Source organism: Burkholderia aenigmatica (assembly GCF_902499175.1).
GTDB lineage: Bacteria > Pseudomonadota > Gammaproteobacteria > Burkholderiales > Burkholderiaceae > Burkholderia > Burkholderia aenigmatica.
Map to the genome: position 1 here is coordinate 152656 of NZ_CABVQC010000003.1, position 22088 is coordinate 174743.

The following is a 22088-nucleotide window of genomic DNA, read 5'->3' on the forward strand; positions in this document are numbered from 1 at the left end:
AGGGGTCAATGATGAACAACACGTATCCGGTGGGCATTGGGCGCTTGTGCGTCGGCAGCGCGCTGCTTGTGTGCATGCTGCTTGGAGGTTGCAAGGCGCCGCCGCTTCATCGAGGGTTGACGCAGACGCAGGTCACGGCGCTCAAGTCGGCCGGCTTCCAGGAAACCGAGCAGGGTTTCGAGTTCGGCTCGACCGGGCCGATCCTGTTCGATTTCGATCGCTACAACCTCAAGCCCGATGTGCGGCGGATCGTCGAAAGGATCGGCCGTACGCTCAGGTCGGCCGGAATCAACGGCGTACGGGTCTATGGATACTCGGACCAGGAAGGGGTGGACGAGTATGACCTCGAGTTGTCCCGGCGGCGGGCGGAGGTCGTTTCCCTTGAACTGATCGACGTCGGGCTGGATGCGAAGCGCATCGCGGTCGTCGGAAAGGGCAAGAGCGATCCGGTCGGGGATAACAAGACGCCGGGAGGCCGGGCGCAGAATCGGCGAGCGGCGATCGTGGTGTCGCCGCGGTGACGGGGCGGCTTCCCCGATCGGGGGGACCGGCGGGTGCCAGCGGCGGAAATCACGCGATCGAACGCGTTGATCGACTGAGTGTCGCCGCACCGCCGCGCCTTCGTGTGTCCGTTTCCTTCCCGAGCGATCGCGCAATGTCATCGTGACTCGGGGCGATGCCTCGCCCCTTGCGGATCTGTCACACGTTTCATGCAGATTGTGTCGTGTTCCGCGCGTGCCGGCGTGGTGCTTCGGCGCGGGCAGCCGCACGTGGCCGACCGGCCGCCGGTCGGTTTTTGTATGATCGGGGGCCGGAACGAAAACGTTTGCGCGCGGCTTTCACGCGGTCGGGTTTTGTCCTACATTATCGTGGCTTCGGGCCGGCCAGCCGGTCTACGGAACCTGAGAACACAAGAAAGGAACAAGCATGAGTTTCGCTCCGAACGGGGGTATTCCCACTGGATTGGGCGGCAGTGCGTTCGGCTCGTTGAGCGCGCTTGGCGGCCTCGCCGGCCCGGTTGCGTCGAGTGTGGCCGGCAGCCTCGGGCCGCTCGCGGGCCTGGCCGGGCACGTCGACACCGTCCAGCGCGCGATGCAGCTCGCGCAGACCGGCTTCTCGCTGATGGACAAGACGCCCGGCGCGATCGCCGAGGCGATCAACGGCGCCGCCAATCCTGCGCGCCTGACCCAGCTCAACCGCTACGTGACGCTCGACACGCCGCTCGGCCCGGATGTTCTCCTGGTCAGCGCCGCCGTCGTCGACGAGCACGTGAACCGCTTGCCGGAAATCCACCTCGACCTGCTGTCGCACCGCCACGACCTGCGCCCCGAGGATCTGATCGGCCAGCAGGTCAAGATCCGGTTCGACCAGCAGGCACGTCTGTCGACGCTGGAGCGCGTTGTCGCGTCGGGCGCCGCCGACAACGACCGTTACTTCGACGGCTACGTCGCGTCGTTCGACCGGGCCGGCAATCCGGGCAACGTCACGCAGTACCACCTGACGGCGGTGCCGTGGTTCTGGTTCCTGACGCGCTCGACCGACTGCCGGATCTTCCAGAACAAGACCGCGCAGGACATCCTCACCGAGATCTTCCAGGAGCACGGCTTCTCCGACTTTGTGTTCGATATCCGGACGAGCGAGAAGCCGCTCGAGTATGTCGTGATGTACCAGGAGAGCTACTTCAACTTCTGCGCGCGGCTGATGGAGCAGGAGGGGCTGGTCTGGACGCACCGCTACGAGAAGGATAGGCACATTCTCGTGATCGGCGATTCGAATCTGCTGTTCCGCCCGATCGACGGGCTCGCGACCGTGCCGTTCGCGGCCACCGAGGCCAGTGAGGACAGCGGCATCGACCAGCTGCACGAAGGCCGGCGCTTTGGCGTCGGCAAGGTCACGTTCCGCGACTTCAACCACCAGAATCCGTCGTCGCCGCTGATGCTGGTGGAGGCCGGACCGCAGAACCTCAAGCATGCGCGGCTCGACGCGACCGAGCGGTTCGAGCATCAGTCGCTGTACGACCACGGCGACGACGGCAACCGCTACGCCCGCTTTGCGATGGAGGCCGAGGAGGCGCAGGCCCATCGCTATACCGGCGGCGGGTACGCGTGGCGGATGACCACGGCGGGTGCCGTTACCGTGGCGAATCACCCGGTGCTTGAGAACAACCAGGAATACGTGATCCTGCACGTGCGTCACGAGGCTGTGAACGACTACACGCAGCACGGCGCCAAGCTGCCGTATCGCAACAGCTTCGCATTGTTGCCGAAGAAGGTGCCGTATCGCGCACCGCGCGGCACGCCGAAACCGGTGATTCACGGCACGCAATCGGCATTCGTCGTCGGCCCGAAAGGCGAGGAAATCTATACCAATGGCAGCGCGGTGAAGGTGCATTTCCCGTGGGACCGGCGCGGCAAGAAGGACGGCTCCGATTCGATGTGGGTGCGCGTGTCGCAACCGTGGGCGGGCGACGGCTGGGGCGCGGCCGCGATTCCGCGGATCAAGCAGGAAGTGCTGGTGGCGTTCAACCAGGGCGATCCCGACAACCCCGTGATCGTCGGCCGCGTGTTCAACGGCGAGCAGGGCAACCCGTATCACGGCGCGGCCGGCCAGACGATGGGGATCAAGAGCCAGACGCACAAGGGGCAGGGGGCGAACGAAATCCGCATGACCGACACGAACGGCATGCAGGAATTCTTCATGCACGCGCAGAAGGACATGAACACCGTGGTCGAGAACAACGAGACGCACAAGGTGCTGGGGCCGATGCGTACCGTGCTGGTCGCGACGGGCAGTGAAGAAAAGCAGATTCCGCAGGGCAACCTGACCGAGACGATCGCCGAGAAGCGCAGTACGACCGCGACCACGGTGGAGGTGATGACGCCGGCCAAGGATGGCGGCGGCGGCACGCAGGTGCACATGGCCGAACGCGGCATCTTGCTGAAGGTGATGGACAGCTCGATCTCGCTCGCGCCGGAAGGCATTCGTCTCGAGCACAAGGGCTCGGTGATCCTGATGACCGACGACGGCGTGATGGTCAACGGCACGCGCATCGACCTCAACAAATAATACGAACGAAACCAGCCATGCACTACGCAATCCACGAAGGCACCTTCGAACTGCCGGACGCGGCGCTTGATCGCACGGTCAACATCCTGGTGATGAACGCCGGCCCCGGCGGCCTCAATCTCGTGATCGCTCGCGGGCGGTTGCGCGACGGCGAGAATCTCGACGCGTTCGTCGCGCGCGAATGGGACGTGGCGTCGCGCGACGCCAGGATGCTGACCGAGACGGCGCGCCGGCCGGTGACGGTCGGCGGGCGTGCGGGCGTCCAGATCGACTCCACGCACGAGCGGGACGGCCGGCTCTGGCATCAGATGCAGACCATGTTTCCGTCGGATGACGCCGGCCGCGTGCTGGTGATGACGTTGACCAGCGCGGCACCGCTGAACGAAGAACAGCAGGCGATCGCCGAACGCATGCTCGCCAGTTTCCAGCCGCGCGCGGCCCGGCCGTCCCTGCTCGGGCCGGGTGACGCGTCGTGAGCGCGGAGAACTTCGCGGCCGCTCGCTTCAAGGATCCGATCCAGCACACGTCGCTCCTGGGTGAGCTGGTCGGCACGGTCGGGTCGGTGGTCGGCGGTGCGGTCGTCGGCATGCTGGTGGCGGAGGCGATGGAGGGGCTGGTGTTCGCGGGCCTCGCCGCGCTCGAGATCGGCACGATGGGGCTGGCAACGCCGCTCGTGATCGCGATCGGCGTGGGGGTGGCGGTCGGCTCGGGCGCGCTGATGGAAGCGAGCGGCATGAACGAAGCCATCGACGACGGCGCGAAGGCGATCGCCAATTCGATGGTGCCGCCCGTGGTCAAAGGCAAGATCGCGAGCGGGTCGGGGAACGTCTACGTCAACAACGAGCCGGCGGCGCGCGCGGCGAAGCCGGGCGATCTCGATACCGTCGCGTGTACCGATCATCCCGGGCCGCAGATGATTGCCGACGGGTCGGGCAGCGTTTATATCAACGACCAACCGGCCGCGCGGGTCGGGGACAAGACGACTTGCGACGGGACGATTGCCGAAGGTTCCGACAACGTTTTCATCGGCGGCGGAACGCAACGGGTGCGGGATGTGAAGTCGGCTACCCGGCTCGGATGGCTCGGAGCCGCTCTCGGTATCGCGCTCGCGGTTTGCGGCCGCGGGAAGATGAGCTGGGGGCAGTTCCTGAAGAGCAAGGCGCCGTGTATCGCGATGAATTTCGCGGCGAGTGCTTTCGGGACGTGGCTGGGCAGTCTCGCCAGGCCGTCAGCAGGTCATCCGGTCAACGTCATTACCGGCGGCAAGGTTCTCGATGGCACGGACGATACCGACTTCGCGTTGCCCGGGCCGCTGCCGATCGTGTGGCGGCGTTTCTACAGCAGCCACGATGATCGTGCGGACAGCCTGTTCGGAACGGGGTGGAGCGTGCCGATCAGCGTTGAACTGCGGCTTGCGCGTGAACACGGCGAGGTTGTGTCGATCACGTACTGGGACGAGCAGGGGCGCGACATCGTGTTTCCGGCTGTGCCGCCGGGCGAGAGTCATTTCAGCGTGCCTGAAGGCATTTACCTGATCTGTACTGCCGGCGGCCACTATGTGGTCGAGACGGTCGACGGGGTGTATCGCGATTTCGGCCGTGCGCGGAGCGATGCGGATAGTGAGGCGCTGAAGCTGTGGCGTCTCGAGGATCGCAACGGCAACTGGATCGAGGTGGAACAGGAAACCGCCGATGACGTTGTGCGGCCGGCCCGGCTGCATGACAGCGCTGGTCGTGTGCTGACGCTGGCCTACGATGAATCGCATCCCCGACGCATTGCGACGATCGCGCTGACGCGTGGTGTGGACGGCGAGCAACCCGACACGCTGGTGCGTTACGCGTACAACAGCGCTGGCGAACTGGTGGCCGTGACCGATCGCAGTGGTAACACCGGGCGACGCTTTGCATACGCGCACGGGCTGATGGTTCAGCACACGCTGCGTGGCGGCCTGCAGTGTTCTTATGAGTGGCAGGGCGTTGGTCGCAACGCGCGTGTCGTGCGCCACTGGACCAACGACGGCGAAGCGTACACGTTCAACGCGGACCTCGCGCAGCGTTCGGTGACGATTACCGACCAGATCGGTCGCGTGACGCAGTGGACGTGGAACGAGGATCAGCAGCCGACGAGCCATACGGATGCGGAAGGCCACGTATGGCGGCTCGAGTGGAACGCGATGCGGCAGTTGGTCAGTACGACCGATCCGGCGGGGAATACGACGCGCTTCGAATACGACGAGCGCGGGCGGCAGACGCAGCGTATCGATGCGCTTGGCCAGGTTGAGCGCACGGAGTGGAACGGACACTACGATCTGCCTGTCGCTGAAACCGATCCGGCGAATGCGCGGTGGATCTACCGGTACGACGATCGCGGCAACCTGACGATGACGCGTGATCCGGCGGGATTCGCGACCGAGTATTACCGGGATGAGCGTGGGCTCGTGCATACGATTCGCGATGCGCGTGGGGGGTACAAGTTTCTGGAGTGGAATGGCCGGGCGCAGTTGACCGCGTATACGGATTGTTCCGGGAAGGTCACGCGGTTTGGGTATGACGCACGTGGTGCGCTCGCGCGGGTGACCGATGCGGCCGGGCAGTCGACCGTGTACGAAACGGATGCGATGGGGCGGGTCACGGGGATCGGGACGGCTGACGGTGCGCGGCAGATGTTCCGGTATGACGTGGCTGGGCGTCTCGTTGAAGTTGTTGACGCGAATCGGCGCAGCACGCGGTATGAGCTTAATCCGCGTGGGTTGTTGCTGGCACGGACGGATGCGGCGGATCGTGTCGTGCGGTTCGGCTATGACGATGCGTTCCGGTTGGCGAGTTTGACCAATGAGAATCGCGAGACTTATCGGTTTCAGTATGACTGCCGGGACTTGGTGGCCGTGCAGATCGGTCTCGATGGCAACAAGCGCACATACGAATACGACGTGTGCGGGCAAGGCACGCTCGTCCGAGAAGGACAGACCGAGACGCGATACGAGCGCGACGCGATCGGGCGACTGACGGCGAAGCAAGCCAAGCATGAGCGTTGTGAGTACCTGTACGACAAGGCGAGCCGCATCGCATCTGCCGAGTTGTACACGCTGGCCGCTCGCGGCCCGTCGCTGAAGAATCGGGTCAACCTGAAATACGGGGCGCGCGGTGAGGTGCTCGAGGAATACACACCGACTGGCTGGCTTGCACATACCTACGATGAGCTTGGTAACCGCGTCAGCACCACGATCTCAGGCGAGCGCACGATCGACTGGCTGCATTACGGTTCGGGACACGTGCACCAGATCCGCGTTGACGGTGCAGCCATTGCGGACATCGAACGCGATGATCTGCATCGGGAAGTTCTGCGGACGCAAGGCAAGCTGACCAGCCATTTCGGGTACGACGCGGTCGGGCGTCGTGCGCGGCACGCTGCGCAGCGAGGCAGGGCGGCGGACGAGTTGCTGGCAAAGCAGTGGCAATACGATGCAGCGGGTGACGTGATCCAGAAGCGCGACCAGCGCTATGGCACGACGAGCTATCGGTATGACCCGACGGGGCGCATTGAACAGGCGGTAGGGCCGGGATTGCCGTCGGAAGTGTTTCGCTGGGATGCCGCGGCCAACCTGGTGTCGAGCGATCACCCGGGTGGTTACGTCGAGTGCAACCGGCTCAAGATGTTCGAGGACAAGCGCTTCGAGTACGACGCGTATGGGCGACTGGTTCGCAAGCTGAGTGGGCACGGGCCTGCTAAAGAGCTGGTTCTTGAGTACGACGATTGGAACCAGTTGAAGACCGTCGTGACGAAGGATCGTCTTGGCATCGCGACAACGCATTTCGAGTACGACGCGTTTGGTCGGCGGATTCGGAAGCTCAATGGTAGTTACGCGAGCACGGATTTCCTGTGGGATGGCATGCGGCTCGTACAGGAGACGTATCACGACCGCCAGGGTGAGGAAGCGCTGACGTATTTGTACGAGTCCAATAGTTATGTTCCGCTTGCTCGGATCGATCAGGGCAAGGCGGCGGCTAACGATGCTGATGTACGGGATGCGGTCTACTACTTCCACAACGATGTTTCTGGGCTGCCGGAGGAAATGACTGACGCTGAAGGCGAGTTGATTTGGCAGGCTCGGTACAAGGTTTGGGGCAATGCGGTGCAGGAGGAGTGGATTGCGCGGGTACCGCAGCGGTCGATCGCCACCTGGGGGGAGGTGTCGACGGCCGCGTCGACGTCGATACGCGCACTACGACCACAGAACCTGCGCTTCCAGGGGCAGTACCTGGACCGCGAGACTGGGTTGCACTACAACACGTTCCGGTTCTACGATCCGGACATTGGGCGGTTCATCAATCCGGATCCAATCGGGTTGATGGGCGGAGCTAACCTATACCAATATGCGCTCAATCCGATCTCGTGGATTGATCCGTTTGGATTGTCACCATGCTCAGCCAAGTCCACGCCGGAATCATTTGACGACTGGGTGGCACGTAGCCGTGGCAAAGCTGACGTGTACCTGAGAAGCGCTGGAGGTAAAGATCCAAATTATGTTGGAATAGCGCAAGATCCAGCTACACGATATGCTAAAAGCCTTAACTATCGCCTGGATTTACTTACCGAGGAAACGGGGCAGCTTCCGAGAAATCAGGCGAGATCGGTTGAGCAGGCGATAATTGACGCAAAGCGTGGCGAGTTTGCGAATATTGATAACAGTATTGATCCGAACCGTGCCTTGTATAGCGATGCGGTGGCATGGGGGAGAAACTGGTTGCAAGATAACGGATGGGGGCATCTACTCGAATGAAGCAAGTGAAAATGAAGGACATATCGAATCTTCTGGATGGCGGAAAAAAAGCCAATCCCAAGAAAGGAGATTTATTTGTTATGCACATGAGAGGCATTGGATTCATCCCTGGCCTCGTTGTGAGGGATGATTTCAAATATGGCGCAGAGAGGCTCTGCATCATTTATCTCTACAATGAGATTTCAGTCGAAAAAAATGCCAAATTTGTACTGGATAAAAATAATTTGATTGTGCCTCCCGCTCTTGTCACAACAATGGACTGGAGGGCGCGAGGTGGGTTTGAGAATGTGGGTCACTTGGATGACTCGGAGATGGATGTTTTTTTGAGTCACTGTTTTTATGATAGGTTAAGAAAGCGTTATGTTAATGAAAATAATGAGGTATGTGAAAAATTCGAGCCGTGTGGATCTCGATCGATTTCAAATGTTGGTGCGGAAGCTATAGATATTTATAAAAAATTAAATCCTGATGTTGATGTTGTCGAGTAATTGCGGCTCCGATGAAACCAAAATCTACTCGACAGGAGCACGGCGCATACATGCATTGGGCACAAGCAGGTCTTGCGTATCTGTCTTTGGTGGCTCTGTGGTCTGGTGGACTGTGTGATGAAGGACAATGGGATCCCGTTCCGGCATGCGTTGAATGCTGCGCGGAGGCATTCTTTCTTTAGTCGCTAAAGCGGGGCACGCACGACGGTGCGTGCGCTGAGCCATGCACCTATCTCACGAGTCAACGACTGGCTTTGGAGTGTGATCCTTAATTTTTTGGGAAAATCGGTTTGGACCGGCCAGCTTTTCGTAGACATCTTCGAGCCATAATTTATGGCAACCGAGGAGGTCAGGATGAGCGGCAAGCGGTACACGGATGAATTCAAGATCGAGGCAGTCAAGCAGGTAACCGAACGAGGTTATTCGGTGGCGGATGTGACGCAGCGGCTGGGCATCACGATCCACAGCCTTTGCGCTTGGAAACTGAAGTTCGGCAGGCCCGACGTCGTGCGGCAGGCGGAGCTGGATCAGAGCGCCGAGGTTCGGCTTTGGACAATGGGGGATCGAGGTATTGTCGCCTTGGGAGGCAGTTGAGGCGACTTTGAAGCAAAAGCGAATTCGTGGTGGAGAGTTTCTGGACGGCGATGTTATTTTCGCTCGTTTTTACGGGGATTCTGAATTGTTGTTGATGGATTCGGAGGGGGCTGTTTACGTCAGTTTGCCTTTGGGCGGTAGATGTAATTGGCCACGAGTAGCAGATTCATTGAGGATTTTTTTGGAACGGCTGATGGATTATCAAGGGGCCAAATACTGGGATGGACCGAAAGCTGTCTCTTGAGAAAGAGTGTTGTTCCAATATGGCGCCTTCGTGTGAATCGAAAGAGATGTCTGCGGAATTTATGGACAGCGTCGTGAGTCGCTAGATTTGCCCCCGCATAACGCACTGGTCTACGCATCCTCATCCGATGTGCCGCGTCCGCGCGTCGACCAGGGTAGGGCAGCAGCTAACGACACCAATGCGCAGGGCACAGTTTATTATTTCCACAACGATGTATTGATATTGTTGAGGAAACTGAGTAGCGCTGCGGGCGGATTTATTTGACGGGCTCGCTACGAAAGTTTAGGGTAATTCGTTGCAGCCTTTTGGAAGTGATCGTGGTTTTGGATAATCCATATGAGGGAGGATATGCAATCTTACAATTCTCTGGTTGAGCTGGTTGAAAATATTCCATTCCTTCCAGGAAAGGACTGAATCTATGTCAAGTTGGCCGTTGTGCTCGTCAGGTTGCACAGCGAGGTCGGGCAGCGGACGAGTTGCTGGCGAAGCAGTGGCAATACGATGCAGCGGGCGACGTGATCCAGAAGCGGGATCTGCGTTACGGCACGACGAGCTATCGGTATGACCCGACCGGGCGCATCGAACAGGCGGTAGGGCCGGGATTGCCGTCGGAAGTGTTTCGCTGGGATGCCGCGGCCAACCTGGTGTCGAGCGATCACCCGGGTGGTTACGTCGAGCACAATCGGCTCAAGATGTTCGAGGACAAGCGCTTCGAGTACGACGCGTATGGGCGACTGGTCCGCAAGCTGAGTGGGCACGGGCCTGCTAAGAGCTGGTTCTTGAGTACGACGATTGGAACCAGCGCAAGACCGTCGTGACGAAGGACCGGCTTGGTGTCGGGACGACGCATTTCGAGTACGACGCGTTCGGCCGACGGATCCGGAAGCTCAATGGCAGTTATGCGAGTACGGATTTCCTGTGGGACGGCATGCGGTTGGTGCAGGAGACGTATCGCGATCGTCAGGGCGAGGAGGCGCTGACGTATTTGTACGAGTCGAATAGCTATGTGCCGCTCGCTCGGATTGATCACGGGAAGGCGGCGGCGAATGACGCGGATGCGCGGGATGCGGTTTATTACTTCCACAATGATGTTTCGGGACTGCCGGAGGAACTGACCGACGCTGGTGGCGAGCTGGTTTGGCAGGCGCGCTACAAGGTGTGGGGCAATGCGGTGCAGGAGGAGTGGGTTGCGCGGGTGCCGCAGCGGTCGACAGCCGCCTGGGGTGAAGTGTCGGTGGCCGCGCCGACATCGATACATGCCCCGCGACCGCAAAACTTGCGCTTCCAGGGGCAGTATCTGGACCGCGAGACCGGGCTGCACTACAACACCTTCCGGTTCTACGATCCGGATATCGGGCGCTTCATCAGCCCGGATCCGATTGGATTGCTGGGGGGGCGAACCTCTATCGGTACGCGCCTAACCCGGTCTCGTGGATTGACCCATGGGGACTGACTGGCGACGATATAACAACGCTTTACCACTACACAACCCAAGATGGTATGGAGGGCATTACGAGTAGTGGACTTTTGAATGCGTCGCATGGGCCCGTACATGCAAGGTTTGGAGATGGTCAGTATTTCACTGATATATCTCCCGATATGATTGGCGGTAGGACTATGGCCGATGCTGCTGGAACTGGAAAGATGTCACTAGGACAGCTTGCGGCAAATATTTACGGCGATGCACGAAAACTTAATAGCATCACGCATTTTGTGGAAATTGATGTTCCGGGTTTGGATGTCAAGGAGCCGCGTCCAGGAACTTTCTTGGTTGAAGGGAGTGGGCCACTTGATATTTCGAATCGTGTGAAAAGAAGTGGATCGAGTTGCTCATGAAAAGAGAATATTTTCATTCAAAAACAGAGTTTCCGTGTGGCGCAGGGGAGGTTTATACGGAATTTCTCGACGGCGTCGCGACGCGCCAGATTAGCCATCCCGATGGTGGAGTTATCTATGCATCTTCATCGGTAGGTGATTGGAATTCTGAGATAGGATTCTTGCTCTTTGATGGAATGAAGAGCGAACTTGAAATTTCTCCAAATGACGAAATCAAACGAGAAGATTTCGAGCATGTCTGGAAGGTGGCTGTAGGCAATCCTCCCAAAGGGCTGTCGATTGTCTATGAAGTTGGGGATGCGGCTGTGCCACGGGAAAATTCAACCTTGATTGCTCACGTGGTAAATAATCGTGGGAAATGGGGGCGTGGCTTTGTTGTTTCTCTTGGCAAGAAATACCCTGTCGCACGAGATGGTTATCTCGAATTGTTCCGAGATGAACGGCGGCCTCCACTCGGAATGGTTCAATTTTTGTCTGTGGATGACGAAAAACGGATATTTGTCGCGAACATGGTTTCTCAGGACGGGATTCGCAAGAGTAGTCGCGACGTTGCTCAATACGTTTCGTACTCTGACCTCGAGATATGCCTCAGTAAAATTTGCGAATTTGCGTTAGCTAATCGGCTTTCGGTGCAAATGCCTATGATCGGCGCGGGACTTGGCGGCGGGGACTGGGAAGTCATTTCGGCGGAAATCGATGAAGTGTTTTCGTATTATAAGCAGACTTGTAAAATAATTACCCTTTCTTAATGACGCTGGCGGTGAGTTGGTTTGGCAGGCGCGCTACAAGGTGTGGGGTAATGCCGTGCAGGAGGAATGGATCGCTCGGGCACCTCAGCGACCGATCCCGGTATGGGGCGAGGTGCAGGAAGCTGCGCCGTCGTCAGTCCATGTACCAAGACCGCAGAACCTGCGTGGCAACAAGCGCACATACGAATACGACGTGTGCGGGCAAGGCACGCTCGTACGCGATGGGCAGATCGAGACGCGATACGAGCGCGACGCGATCGGGCGACTGACGGCTAAGCAACCCGCTTCTTTGCAGGGCCGGATGCTGCAGTGCGATTCAGTGGTTCGAACGGAAACTATCTAACTAACAACGCACTCGTGTATTTTGTAGCTCATTCATCCAAGTAACCTAGGTCGATGTGCGCGAGCCGCGGCCATGTCGACGCGGGCTGCTTCGGTAAATACGCCAGATTCCGGTGACTTGCTTTGCCCCGATAGCTGTGGCGACCCGGGCAAAGCAAGATTCATCATCGACCCCAGGCCAAATGCGACTGAACGGCTCTCGATGAGGGAAGGGCACATGTTGAATAATGTAATTGTTCCGGGGAAATCACTGGGAGGAATTCTTCTCGGTGAGGAAGTCAAAAATGTTGTCGATAGACTGAATGGGGCGCATCTAATTGAGTATCTGGATAAAAATACTTTGAAGGTAGATGGTGGAGTAATTACCATCTACCACGACTCTGTGGACGGGCGTATAGAAAATCTAGCGTGTAATGCGGAATTTCACGGGAGTTATCAGGGGAAATTGTGGCCCGGGATGACCGTCGGTGACGTGTTGAAAATGACAAAGAAGCAGATGGCATGGTGTGGATTCGTCCAGGTTGATGACATCCAGGGAGTGGGCCTTCCATTGCCAGGTGAATTTGATGACTTCGAAAAATTGATTGATTTTTTGGATCCAGAATTTATTTTCAATGAGTTGTGGGTGTGCTCTTTCTGAAATTAAGTGTGCTTTGTTGATGAAAAATAGGGCGCGCGGGGGGTATATTTGACGGCGATTCGGGATAAGTGTGGAAGGTGGCAATCGGTGAGTTCCGGAGGAATTTTGACCAACTATCAAGACTTGCATGCCATTTTTGAGAGGATGAAGTTGGAATGGTCGGTTGAGCGAAAGGTCATCCACTTTGGTCGGGAATGCCCATTCTTATTAAAATGTTGCATCTTTGACGGCATTGCGGGCGACGTCGCGATCGAAGGTATTCCGGATTCTGCATATGAGCTTGTAGCGTTTTGGCGAATTTCTGGTCACGCAGATTTGTTCAAGGATGTTGGGTTTGGACAATGGGGGATCGAGGTATTGTCGCCTTGGGAGGCAGTTGAGGCGACTTTGAAGCAAAAGCGAATTCGTGGTGGAGAGTTTCTGGACGGCGATATTATTTTCGCTCGTTTTTACGGGGATTCTGAATTGTTGTTGATGAATTCGGAGGGGGCTGTTTACGTCAGTTTGCCTTTGGACGGAAGATGTAATTGGCCACGATTAGCAGATTCATTGAAGATTTTTTTGGAACGGCTGATGGATTATCAAGGGGCCAAATACTGGGATGGGCCGAAAGGTGTCTCTTGAGAAAGAGTATTGTTCCAATATGGTGCCTTCGTGTGAATCCAAAGAGATGTCTGCGGAATTTATGGACAGCGTCGCGAGTCGCTAGATTTGCCCCCGCATAACGCACTGGTCTACGCATCCTCATCCGATGTGCCGCGTCCGCGCGTCGACCAGGGTAGGGCAGCAGCTAACGACACCAATGCGCAGGAATTTGACGGGCTCGCTACGAAAGTTTAAGGTAATTCGTTGCAGCCTTTTGGAAGTGATCGTGGTTTTGGATAATCCATATGAGGGAGGATATGCAATCTTACAATTCTCTGGTTGAGCTGGTTGAAAATATCCCATTCCTACCAGGAAAGGACTGGATCTATGCCAACTTGGATTCATGGAAAAATGATCCAGAGGGTTCAAGATTCTTCCACATCCCGTGGGAATACATTCAGAGTCTGGACGATGATGGAATTTATCTGGATGATGAGGATATGGAGATGCCGAAGGCGGTTGAGTCGTATAATTTGAGGTGTTGGATGCTGGTAAATCAACTGGATCATATTTTAAAAAATAAGATCGGGAGTGGAGGGGGCGTAAAGTGGTTTGTTGATGAAGTAAATTACTATCGTGAAAATGATCGGTTTAGGTCTTAGCTTTTGAGAATTGATTCATTTTTTATCCGAGTCGGAAAACTGGATAGCCCCGTGCCGCTCGTCTGTATGACCAGGGTGCGATGGTGGCGTGAAGCCGATGTGCAGAACTTTTATAACAACGTGAGAGGATGGCCGGAGGCACTGGCCAACGCGAACGGCGAGTCGATCTGGCACGCTCATCGAGTGGTTTAGGGTAGCGGGGCGCAGGAGGAGTGGGTCGTGCAGGCTCTGTAACCCGGATCCGAGTGCGATTGGTATCACGATTGTTTAGTAGGGATCGATCTCGCGACCGAGGGATTTGAATCCGACGATAGCGACACCCTGAACCGCCGCTACCAGATGAAAGAAAGGAGGCAATTTTGATCGCTAAGATGCCAACGTTGCAAACCTTCATGACACGTGTTGACGAAGCGGCTTTCTCTGATTTGCTGAGAGCGCATATTCCTCATGTCAAATTTATCGACTCGTACATATGGAATTCGCGCGTTCCCCCTGTACATCACAGCATGTCCGAGTGTAGCGGGCAGCTATTCTCCGATGTCGTGATTCTCGATGAAGCGATTTGTACTGTGGAGCGCTATACGCGTGAATTCGTTGCTCCTCATCCAAGCGGGTCCGGCTATATTGGATCTATGGAGGGGCCGGGGGCCATTCAGTTTCTACGGTCACGTGAAGCTAAATATGCACCGGGTAGCCTACGAGACGGTCGTTTGGCGGCATCCTATGACCCTAAATTTGATGAGACAACGGATCGGTTTGTTAAGACGGTTTGGAAAATATTCAAGAAATTTTCGATGAAGACGTTCTTGATTGACCGTGAGACTGGCGCTGTTAGAGATAAGCCAGAGACTCGATTTTTTGCTGGACCGGATGCAGCAGTGATGTTCGATGGGTCGAAAGGAAACTATTTAACTAACAACACGCTCGCCTATTTCGTAGCAAAATCGTCAAAATGAATTATGTGCTCGAAGCACCTGAAAAATGAGCGTGTGCGATTAGTATTGAAATACGAGGGCGCGTACTAGCGCTTCCGATTGGACGGCTTCCGTTTCGGGTGCCATTCTCTTATGGTTCATGCGACTCATGGACGCTTGTTTTTGCGATCACATAAAAAAATAATACTTTCACTCCAAGACAGAGTTTCCGTGTGGTATCGGAGAAATATTGACGGAGTTTATTGATGATGTCGGCATGTCGCCATGCCGCCTGATGTGTGAGTATGACTAGTCGTCGGTTGATTTCTAGAGAGGGTGGATACAAATGACTGATCACGATGAACCGAGAAGGAGTGTTTCCTTAAGCGTTGGTGAGATTTCTGCTCTGAAGAAGGCAATACTGTACTTGAAATTTTCTTGCGACGATGCGGAGGCGGATATTTTTGCCTCTAGTCCGCTAATTAACGGTGCGTTTGAGAGTCTTATTAAGGCGGGTGATCTCGGCGAGTTGGAAGTCAGGTTTTACCAGAAAGGTAACAAGGAAAACGAGAGCTATGTGATATCAAGGATAGGCGAAATTGAAGCTCGTGATGGGAAGGAAATGAGTGAGGAGCTGAAGAGGAGGGTATACGAAGCATGGGCGTATCCGTTCCGTTTGACGAGCGATCTTGATGAATAATTTAAAGAGAAAGCGGCAGGTGATCGTCGAAGCAATGACATGGGCGTTCTCTTTGCTAGCGGACGTGGTTGGACTTGTACCGGCGTTATGCGTCGATGCTATAACCAACTACAGGCCCTCGTACTTAGTCGGAGCGGCAGGAGTTGCCCGTGATCCTGACCCCAACCCCGACGCACAACCGGACTGCGCTACGCGCCGAACGATCGGACGGACACATTCAGCTCGAGCTGCCGACAGTGATTAAATAATTCCCCGACCTAAGCTCCGATTTTTTTAACAACGCCTCAAAAGATGTTCCTTTTGGCGGGATAGCACTTGACAAATCACAGTCATCAAACGCCACGTATTCGCCCAATATAGCACTGGAAAAATCAACTCCTTTCATAGAATTAAATCTAGCCCCTTCCGTCAAATCATCCGTGTATCTACCCCGAAAAACGACGTCCTGCAGCTTACCCGAGAATTTACAACGCTCCAGGTAACTCGCTTTAAAATCTACCCCCTTCCACTTGCAGTTTGAGAACGAGCACTCAATGAATTCCGGACGGAAAAACATCCCACCACGGAAATCACATTTGTCAAATTTACATTTTTCAAAAATACCACCCCTAGCCCCCAATGTTATGGTTCTCAGATCAACACCCAAAAATGAGCAATTTCGGAATACGCATCCATATGTCCTGGCGTCATTCAGAATAGAACGAACGAAAAAGCAATCGTTGAATTCAACCCGATCGAAAACCGGATGATTAAAATCGGTCTCCGAAAAGTCAAACCCGTCAAATTTCTCATTGGAAATAGACGTCTTAAAATCCCACCCAACCCATTTAAATCTTTCGTCCATTTTATCGGTCCCAGAATAATCCCGACCCACCATCTCCATACTTAGCCTGGTGCATGCCCCTGCTCCAATCATTTTCCGTTGTTAGATCCCACCAGCTCCCTGTCTTTCGATTTACGACGTCGGCGCCGAACTGCCCAGACTTCGTCACTGTGAGATGCGCCAATGACGGATCGTTGGCAACTCGCATCTTAAATTCTGCGTCCATTCGCTGTCCAACATACAACCGCTCTTTTGGCATGTTCGCGAGTATCCAGCCGCACGCGGCACGGCTGTCCTGAGACGATCGGACGACGCCTCATGAGTGTGGAAGACGTGTGTGAAGTGGCCCGGGAGCAGTGTCTGAGTAAGCCCCCAAAATGGATTCAGGATGAGTTTTGGCCGGTGTCGGATGGAGATCTTGCTCGATTGACGTGAGACTGGTATCAATTGGATTCGACGGGGTAAGTTGCGTTTGAGGTATTGCGAAATAAATGTAGATGACCGTCGCGAGACGTATGGTCGCGAGTGTTCGAGTATGTCAACTCACTCGCTACGTATCAGAGGGGATGTGTGTGCATGTTCGAGTTGAGTGTGAACAAGCAATGCACACGCCGATCTTCGTGGTAGTAGTCACAATCGAGGAGACGGCCAAGAGAAACAACGTCTCCGCGAAGAATGATGAGGAAGGCGCTAACTGTTGGGGTCGATAAATGCTGGTTGAGAATTTATTCAGCGGTGATGGTTTCGATTTTTGTGATCAAGGCCCTTCGGTGTCGGCAGCAATAGTGAGGGAAGTGCTGTCCGGAGCTCGCTTTAACGGGGTGGATGATTTTGTCGGGTTCTATATAAAAAATAACGGCGGGTATTTTAATGGTGGGGCGTATTTCTATCGGGATGTTTTCTTTGATCTGGCTCCTGGAGATTTTGATTCGATGGAGGTGGAGGGTTTTTACTATCTTGGTGAAAGATATTTCGATGAAAATGAGGTTAACCTCCGTTCTGCAGAGAAGGTTCGCGGACTGAGGGCGAAGTATTCCGAAAGGCGAGACAGGTTTTGCCGGACACACTTTCCATTCGCTGGAGATGCCGGGGATAATGATTTTTGGGTTGATGTGGAGACGGGTGAAGTAAAATATGTGTTGTGGGAATCGGATGGAGATGTGGATGACGTCGTTAGTATTGCGCCAACGTTTTCAGATTTCGTAAATAATATCGTGCCGCGTCGACGTAAGGTGCAACTTGACTGAATCGAGGTTAAGGTGTGTCTTTCTGAATGGTTTGTTGAGTGAGCTTTGTGGTTCGGATCGGCGGCATGGCTTTCGCATGTACTCATGCGAAAAGCGATGAGGGCGATTGCAGGTCGGTCGGGATTCGTATCGGTAGTAACGAGGTTTTCTACTTCCTTTCGACGAAGGCATGGGGTGTAGCGATGGCTTCGCAATGGTCTCGATTTGTGATTGAGTGGTCGACTCGATCCGAGTCGGTGGGTGCACGGATTTTCGTGCCGCCCGTATTGTCGCGAGGCCTGCGATCCATACGGGAAGGCAATGCGTCGAAGATGAGTATTCTCGACGAAATGAAGGTGTAACGCGGGTCCGACATTGAGGGGTGAAATTTGCTATCGAATGCGATCATCAAGTTTTGTAAAGATAGGAAATGGTGGTTTGATGATGTTGACCCGGCGTGTAGAAGTGCCATCTCGAGAATGGGATTGGATATATCGTCGGATTTTGCGCAATTTTATTTGCATGTGGACGATGGTCCGACTTTCACGTCCCGGAACGGTGAGATATATCAAATCTGCTGGTTTTTGAATAACTCTGACTATGACGGGAGATTGAGGGTCGTACGCGAGGTTCTTAAAATTCCAGCGCAGTATATTCCGTTGGACGCATTCTCCGGGGGCTGGGGGTATTTCTATGACACGAAGACGGGCGGGGTTTTTGATGTTGGGCTAGGGAATTCTTTGGAAGAGTTCGTGAATGGAAGTATGGTAGCTCGATGGAGTGATTTTAATGAATTCATTGAGTGGTATTTCGATATTTGAGGGTTGTATAAATTTGAGGTGCGATGCGCCGCGGTGAAGCGTATTGCGCGTGATGCAGAAGGTCATGCTTTTGTTCAAATCGGTTGACTCATGATGCTGGATAGGCCAGGGCTTTATGTGACCGATTCGACCGAAGCGAAGCGCATTGCGGAAGAATGCGGTCGCGGTGATTGGTTGGTTGTTTTCTTGCCTGCAGGCATCGCATCGAAGGAACAGTTCTTCGACGCGATTCGTAGTACATGTCCACTAGATCCACCCTTGTACAGCAATCGAAGCTGGGACGCTTTGGCTGATTCCCTGTCGTCGGGATTGGATGAAATAGAGCACGAGAGAATCGCGATCTTCTGGCCAAATTCGGACTGTCTGAGAGCAGTGGAACCTGAAGCCTTTGCTATTGCGACGGATATACTCATCGACCTGTGCGTTACGCTGGCTGATCCGGACGTAACGGGATCCAGAGCGAAGACGCTGCTGGTTGTTCAAACCCCATGTCGGGTGTGAACAAGCGGGCACGGGGAATCCTTGTGATCACAGTTAATCGTCCGCCAGGTCGTACACGCCGTCCCTCGTGCTTCGTTGCTGAAGAATCGGGGCAGGCTGAAGTACGACGCGCATGGCGAGGTACTCGACGAGTACACCCTGACCCGCTGGCTTGCATACACCTACCGATCTTGGCAACTCCGTCAGCACCACGATCTCAGGTGAGCGCGCAACTGCGACGCCGAAGGAGGTAGCACCCATGTACACAGGAATCGTCATTTACGGAACCGATCCGACTCAGGCGGCATCTGCGCTGGCAGTCGCCCAGAATCTCTTTTCCCAATTTGGTAGCAAGGCAACCAAGGCGTCCCTTTTGGAATTCGTCGTCCAGAACGGGGAGCGGCTTATTGGTGAGCGTGAGGTGTTGCTGGCTGACTTGGAAGGGAAGATCTGCGGTGGAGAAGCCTTGGCATGTCAGGTGTACAACGACGGAGAAAGTGATGGCGCTCCAGCCATTTCGTTTGGCTACAATGTCCCGGCATACGGCGGCCTGTCGTTCATCGATGTTCAGATAGGAATGTCAATTTATGGAATTGATAAAAAAGTAGAGGAATTTGCGAAAATTGTCGCAATGCACATGAGCTTTAAATATGCCATTGCTTATGGCGCTGAAAGCGCATCGATTGCATATAAGTATTCAACTGGCGTTAATTTGATTCGAATTTTCCCATTCGAGAATACGTCTCTTTTTACGAGAAATCTCCCTGGCAGATCGCCGGGAACGGCGAGCTACGAGCGCGGAAAGCTCAGGATGGTTTATCCCCTGAATGTTCTCAACGGGGAACACATGGAGATCCGTGTCGGTGATCTTTCGTTGAAGGAATGGATCAGATCTGATTCGTCTCGCGGATCATTGGAAAGCATTTCGAACCACATGTGGCTCTGGTCGGTCAAGGAGACGGAGTTGCTCGGAGTCAACGACGCGTGCGGAGAGTCCGGAATATTGCTCGCCTGGCAGAAAGCGCCCGTGAATAAGCCGTTGCGAAAGCTACCTTGAGCCTGTTTCCGAAGCGGCGCGTGTACCGTACGCCGCCGAGGCAATGGCCGGCACGCAACTAGAGCGCTTGGTGATGACGGACTCGCTCAGCGTGTCGACCGGACACTTCGGGTGCGATGTGTTTGTCCGTCGAATTCGCAAGCTAAACAACGGCTGGCGGGAAATCCTGCCGATTTGGGAGGTGTAGATGAAGATTTATCGCTCGGTCCAGGACCTGCTCGACGAGCTGGACAGTCTCGATTGGGATTCGGCTCTTTTTGTTGATCATGGGGCATGGATGGCTGACCCATGGCGCGCGGAAATTCTCCTTCTGGAAGGAGATGACGAGCTCGAAGATGTTGCTCCTGGAACTCATTTGCCAAAAATTGCAAAGAGTAGAAATATGAGGCAGCTGTTCGATATGCAGACGTTTCGAGGCATAGTTGAATTCGAGCGGCGTCGAAATTCGACGGCGTCTTTGGCGGATATTGTCTTTGCGGTCAACTATTACCGGGAAATGGATGATTTCTATGATCCTCAGGACTAAGTGAGCGGCAGGAATGGTTGCTCTTCAGTGGACAAGACTTGCGGGATGAAAATGGCTGCCGTGGCGATGCGCAAGCCGACGCTTGAGATAAAGGGGCGGTGATGGAGCTCACGATACGTCCGATGGAAGTTGATTTTGTCTATGACGAGCTGGATACGAACGCGATCACGTTCAGGCTGGCGGATGGCTATTTCTCCATTCAAACGTGTGTCTATCTTGAAGACGACGAACGGCTGAACGAGCCGATGGTTGAGTTGAGCGATCAGGGCGCGCAAAGTGGCGGGTTGGTGGGGGTTCTTGTTTGTCCGCGCGAGATATCACTGCAGTTTCAGGAAAGCCTTTGCTTTCTCGATGAATGCTCGTCGATATCGATTGTGTTTGATGAACTTGTCGATGTGACGTTGGTGGATTTTTTTGTCAATCATCTGTTCCTTGGGGATATTTTGATCTATGGCGACGATTTCGACGCCTCGAAAAAAGTGATCCAGACCAGGAAGAGGGACTACCTTTGAGGTGCTCGAGGCGCGTCATCTCATGCCATTTCCCAATTGGAGTGTGGATGGCTTGGTGAGGAGTCTGCGCCAGCAGGACTGGGCGAAGCGCGGACGAGAGCCTGCCGCGGTCCAGGCGTCCGACCCAGTCAAAGCGGACGGGAACAGGTAGAGGGGCTTGTACACGCGTGTGGCAGCCCGCGTGGGTGGGGAAATAGGCGTGTCTTGCACTGGATGCAGCCGCTGCAGACCGCCCCAACGCATCACCAGGCGATATTGCAGGACGACCGCGACGTCCCCGCACCGCCAGTGGCCGTGCAACGCGTCCCCGCGCCGTTGTCGTAGAACGTCCGCGACTCCGGCTGCGGCACCGAAGGATCGAACGGATTCGGCGCGCCATGCGGACCACGCGCCGTGTCGTACGGCCGCTGCGGCGCATACGAACCGCCACTGGTAGCCGGCCGCGAGCCGTTCGCGCGCAGATATTCATTCCAGTTCTGCTCACGCTGTTCATGTCCAGGTACGGCGCGACCAAAACTTTCGCTGCCGCCCGCGCCGAGCGCGACGCGGCTCGAGGGCAATGCCCAATCGGGCTCGCGCTCGGACGAAGGCGGCGGTGCCACAAGCGCATCGCCTGACACACGCAACGGCCGCGTATCCGGCGTATCGAACGGCGTGCGTTCCACGGGTGCAGCGTACTGCGCGCGGCGGTGGTTCATGCGCGCCGCATGCTCGTCATCCCGCGCAGCAGCCCACCGCTCCGAGCGAAACACATTGGCACCCGCCGGCCGATCGGCCAGCGAATCGCGTCCCGACGCATCGGCGGTGGAAACAGAAACAGAAAGAGCAAGCGCGCACGCGATCGCGGCGGCGGAAGAAAAGCGAAAGGGGTGATTCATCAGCGTTCCGAAGCAGGTGATATGCGATGAGAAAAAACGGCAGATCACTGGCTGGCGGCTGGGCGACGGACGGGCGTCGAAGCAGCCCTGAAGCGTCCGCGAAACGCGGCGTGCGCGACTCACAGGAAGGCTGGCTGGATTGCAGAAGCGAATTCGTATTATTTC

At 55.6% G+C, this 22088-nt stretch carries 19 protein-coding genes and 2 pseudogenes; 19 read left to right on the top strand and 2 right to left on the bottom strand.

Annotated elements, in window-relative coordinates; genetic code table 11:
• The first annotated feature begins 11 nt into the window (after positions 1-11).
• From BDO18943_RS03625 to BDO18943_RS03695, 14 genes and pseudogenes are all read left to right on the top strand, one after another.
• Positions 12-521 carry an OmpA family protein gene (locus BDO18943_RS03625; protein ID WP_175021260.1) on the top strand — a complete coding sequence of 170 codons (510 nt, stop codon included), beginning with the start codon at positions 12-14 and terminating at the stop codon, positions 519-521.
• A 406-nt stretch (positions 522-927) separates the two neighbouring features.
• A complete protein-coding gene (locus tag BDO18943_RS03630; protein ID WP_175021261.1) occupies positions 928-3066 on the top strand; it encodes a type VI secretion system Vgr family protein in 2139 nt (712 codons plus the stop codon).
• 17 nt (positions 3067-3083) lie between these two features.
• Positions 3084-3542, top strand: coding sequence for a DcrB-related protein (locus BDO18943_RS03635; RefSeq protein ID WP_175021262.1), 459 nt, complete (start codon positions 3084-3086; stop codon positions 3540-3542).
• Positions 3539-7846, top strand: coding sequence for an RHS repeat-associated core domain-containing protein (locus BDO18943_RS03640; RefSeq protein WP_235995783.1), 4308 nt, complete (start codon positions 3539-3541; stop codon positions 7844-7846). The genes BDO18943_RS03635 and BDO18943_RS03640 overlap by 4 nt, the downstream gene beginning before the upstream one ends.
• A 5-nt stretch (positions 7847-7851) precedes the next feature.
• Positions 7852-8334, top strand: coding sequence for a hypothetical protein (locus tag BDO18943_RS03645; RefSeq protein ID WP_175021263.1), 483 nt, complete (start codon positions 7852-7854; stop codon positions 8332-8334).
• 354 nt (positions 8335-8688) lie between these two features.
• Positions 8689-8880 (top strand): annotated as a pseudogene (locus BDO18943_RS03650) (transposase); the annotation flags it as partial.
• Positions 8881-9597: 717 nt separating this feature from the next.
• Positions 9598-10621, top strand: a pseudogene (locus BDO18943_RS43200) (RHS repeat-associated core domain-containing protein); the annotation flags it as partial.
• A 51-nt stretch (positions 10622-10672) separates the two neighbouring features.
• Positions 10673-11008 carry an HYD1 signature containing ADP-ribosyltransferase family protein gene (locus BDO18943_RS03660; RefSeq protein WP_175021322.1) on the top strand — a complete coding sequence of 112 codons (336 nt, stop codon included), beginning with the start codon at positions 10673-10675 and terminating at the stop codon, positions 11006-11008.
• Complete coding sequence (locus tag BDO18943_RS03665; RefSeq protein ID WP_175021264.1) at positions 11005-11757, top strand: macro domain-containing protein; 753 nt, start codon at positions 11005-11007, stop codon at positions 11755-11757. Before BDO18943_RS03660 ends, BDO18943_RS03665 begins: the two co-directional genes overlap by 4 nt.
• A 415-nt stretch (positions 11758-12172) precedes the next feature.
• Complete coding sequence (locus BDO18943_RS03675) at positions 12173-12739, top strand: hypothetical protein (RefSeq protein ID WP_175021266.1); 567 nt, start codon at positions 12173-12175, stop codon at positions 12737-12739.
• Positions 12740-12844: 105 nt separating this feature from the next.
• The gene (locus tag BDO18943_RS03680) at positions 12845-13363 is read left to right on the top strand and encodes a hypothetical protein (protein ID WP_175021267.1); all 519 of its coding nucleotides are present in this window, start codon (positions 12845-12847) and stop codon (positions 13361-13363) included.
• A 266-nt stretch (positions 13364-13629) separates the two neighbouring features.
• A complete protein-coding gene (locus BDO18943_RS03685; RefSeq protein WP_186248673.1) occupies positions 13630-13986 on the top strand; it encodes a hypothetical protein in 357 nt (118 codons plus the stop codon).
• Positions 13987-14357: 371 nt separating this feature from the next.
• Complete coding sequence (locus BDO18943_RS03690) at positions 14358-14942, top strand: hypothetical protein (RefSeq protein WP_235995789.1); 585 nt, start codon at positions 14358-14360, stop codon at positions 14940-14942.
• A gap of 304 nt (positions 14943-15246) precedes the next feature.
• A complete protein-coding gene (locus tag BDO18943_RS03695; RefSeq protein WP_175021270.1) occupies positions 15247-15600 on the top strand; it encodes a hypothetical protein in 354 nt (117 codons plus the stop codon).
• 217 nt (positions 15601-15817) lie between these two features.
• Here the strand turns inward: BDO18943_RS03695 and BDO18943_RS03700 are convergent, their stop codons facing one another.
• Positions 15818-16444 carry a pentapeptide repeat-containing protein gene (locus tag BDO18943_RS03700; RefSeq protein ID WP_175021271.1) on the bottom strand — a complete coding sequence of 209 codons (627 nt, stop codon included), beginning with the start codon at positions 16442-16444 and terminating at the stop codon, positions 15818-15820.
• A gap of 689 nt (positions 16445-17133) precedes the next feature.
• On the opposite strand from BDO18943_RS03700, the gene BDO18943_RS03705 reads away from it, so the two are divergent.
• The 5 genes from BDO18943_RS03705 to BDO18943_RS03725 all read left to right on the top strand — a co-directional run bounded on the left by BDO18943_RS03705 (position 17134) and on the right by BDO18943_RS03725 (position 21045).
• A complete protein-coding gene (locus BDO18943_RS03705; RefSeq protein WP_175021272.1) occupies positions 17134-17670 on the top strand; it encodes an SMI1/KNR4 family protein in 537 nt (178 codons plus the stop codon).
• 917 nt (positions 17671-18587) lie between these two features.
• On the top strand, positions 18588-18971 hold the full coding sequence (locus tag BDO18943_RS03710; protein ID WP_175021273.1) for a barstar family protein: 384 nt from the start codon (positions 18588-18590) through the stop codon (positions 18969-18971).
• Between the two features lie 238 nt (positions 18972-19209).
• Positions 19210-20007: a hypothetical protein gene (locus BDO18943_RS03715; RefSeq protein ID WP_175021274.1), complete on the top strand. Its 798-nt coding sequence runs from the start codon at positions 19210-19212 to the stop codon at positions 20005-20007.
• Positions 20008-20194: 187 nt separating this feature from the next.
• Positions 20195-20533, top strand: a complete 339-nt coding sequence (locus BDO18943_RS03720) for a DUF7716 domain-containing protein (protein ID WP_175021275.1) — start codon at positions 20195-20197, stop codon at positions 20531-20533.
• Positions 20534-20655: 122 nt separating this feature from the next.
• Positions 20656-21045: a hypothetical protein gene (locus tag BDO18943_RS03725; protein WP_089452084.1), complete on the top strand. Its 390-nt coding sequence runs from the start codon at positions 20656-20658 to the stop codon at positions 21043-21045.
• A gap of 242 nt (positions 21046-21287) precedes the next feature.
• On the opposite strand, the gene BDO18943_RS03730 is transcribed toward BDO18943_RS03725, so the two are convergent.
• Positions 21288-21923, bottom strand: a complete 636-nt coding sequence (locus BDO18943_RS03730; RefSeq protein ID WP_175021323.1) for a hypothetical protein — start codon at positions 21921-21923, stop codon at positions 21288-21290.
• Between the last annotated feature and the right edge of the window lie 165 nt (positions 21924-22088).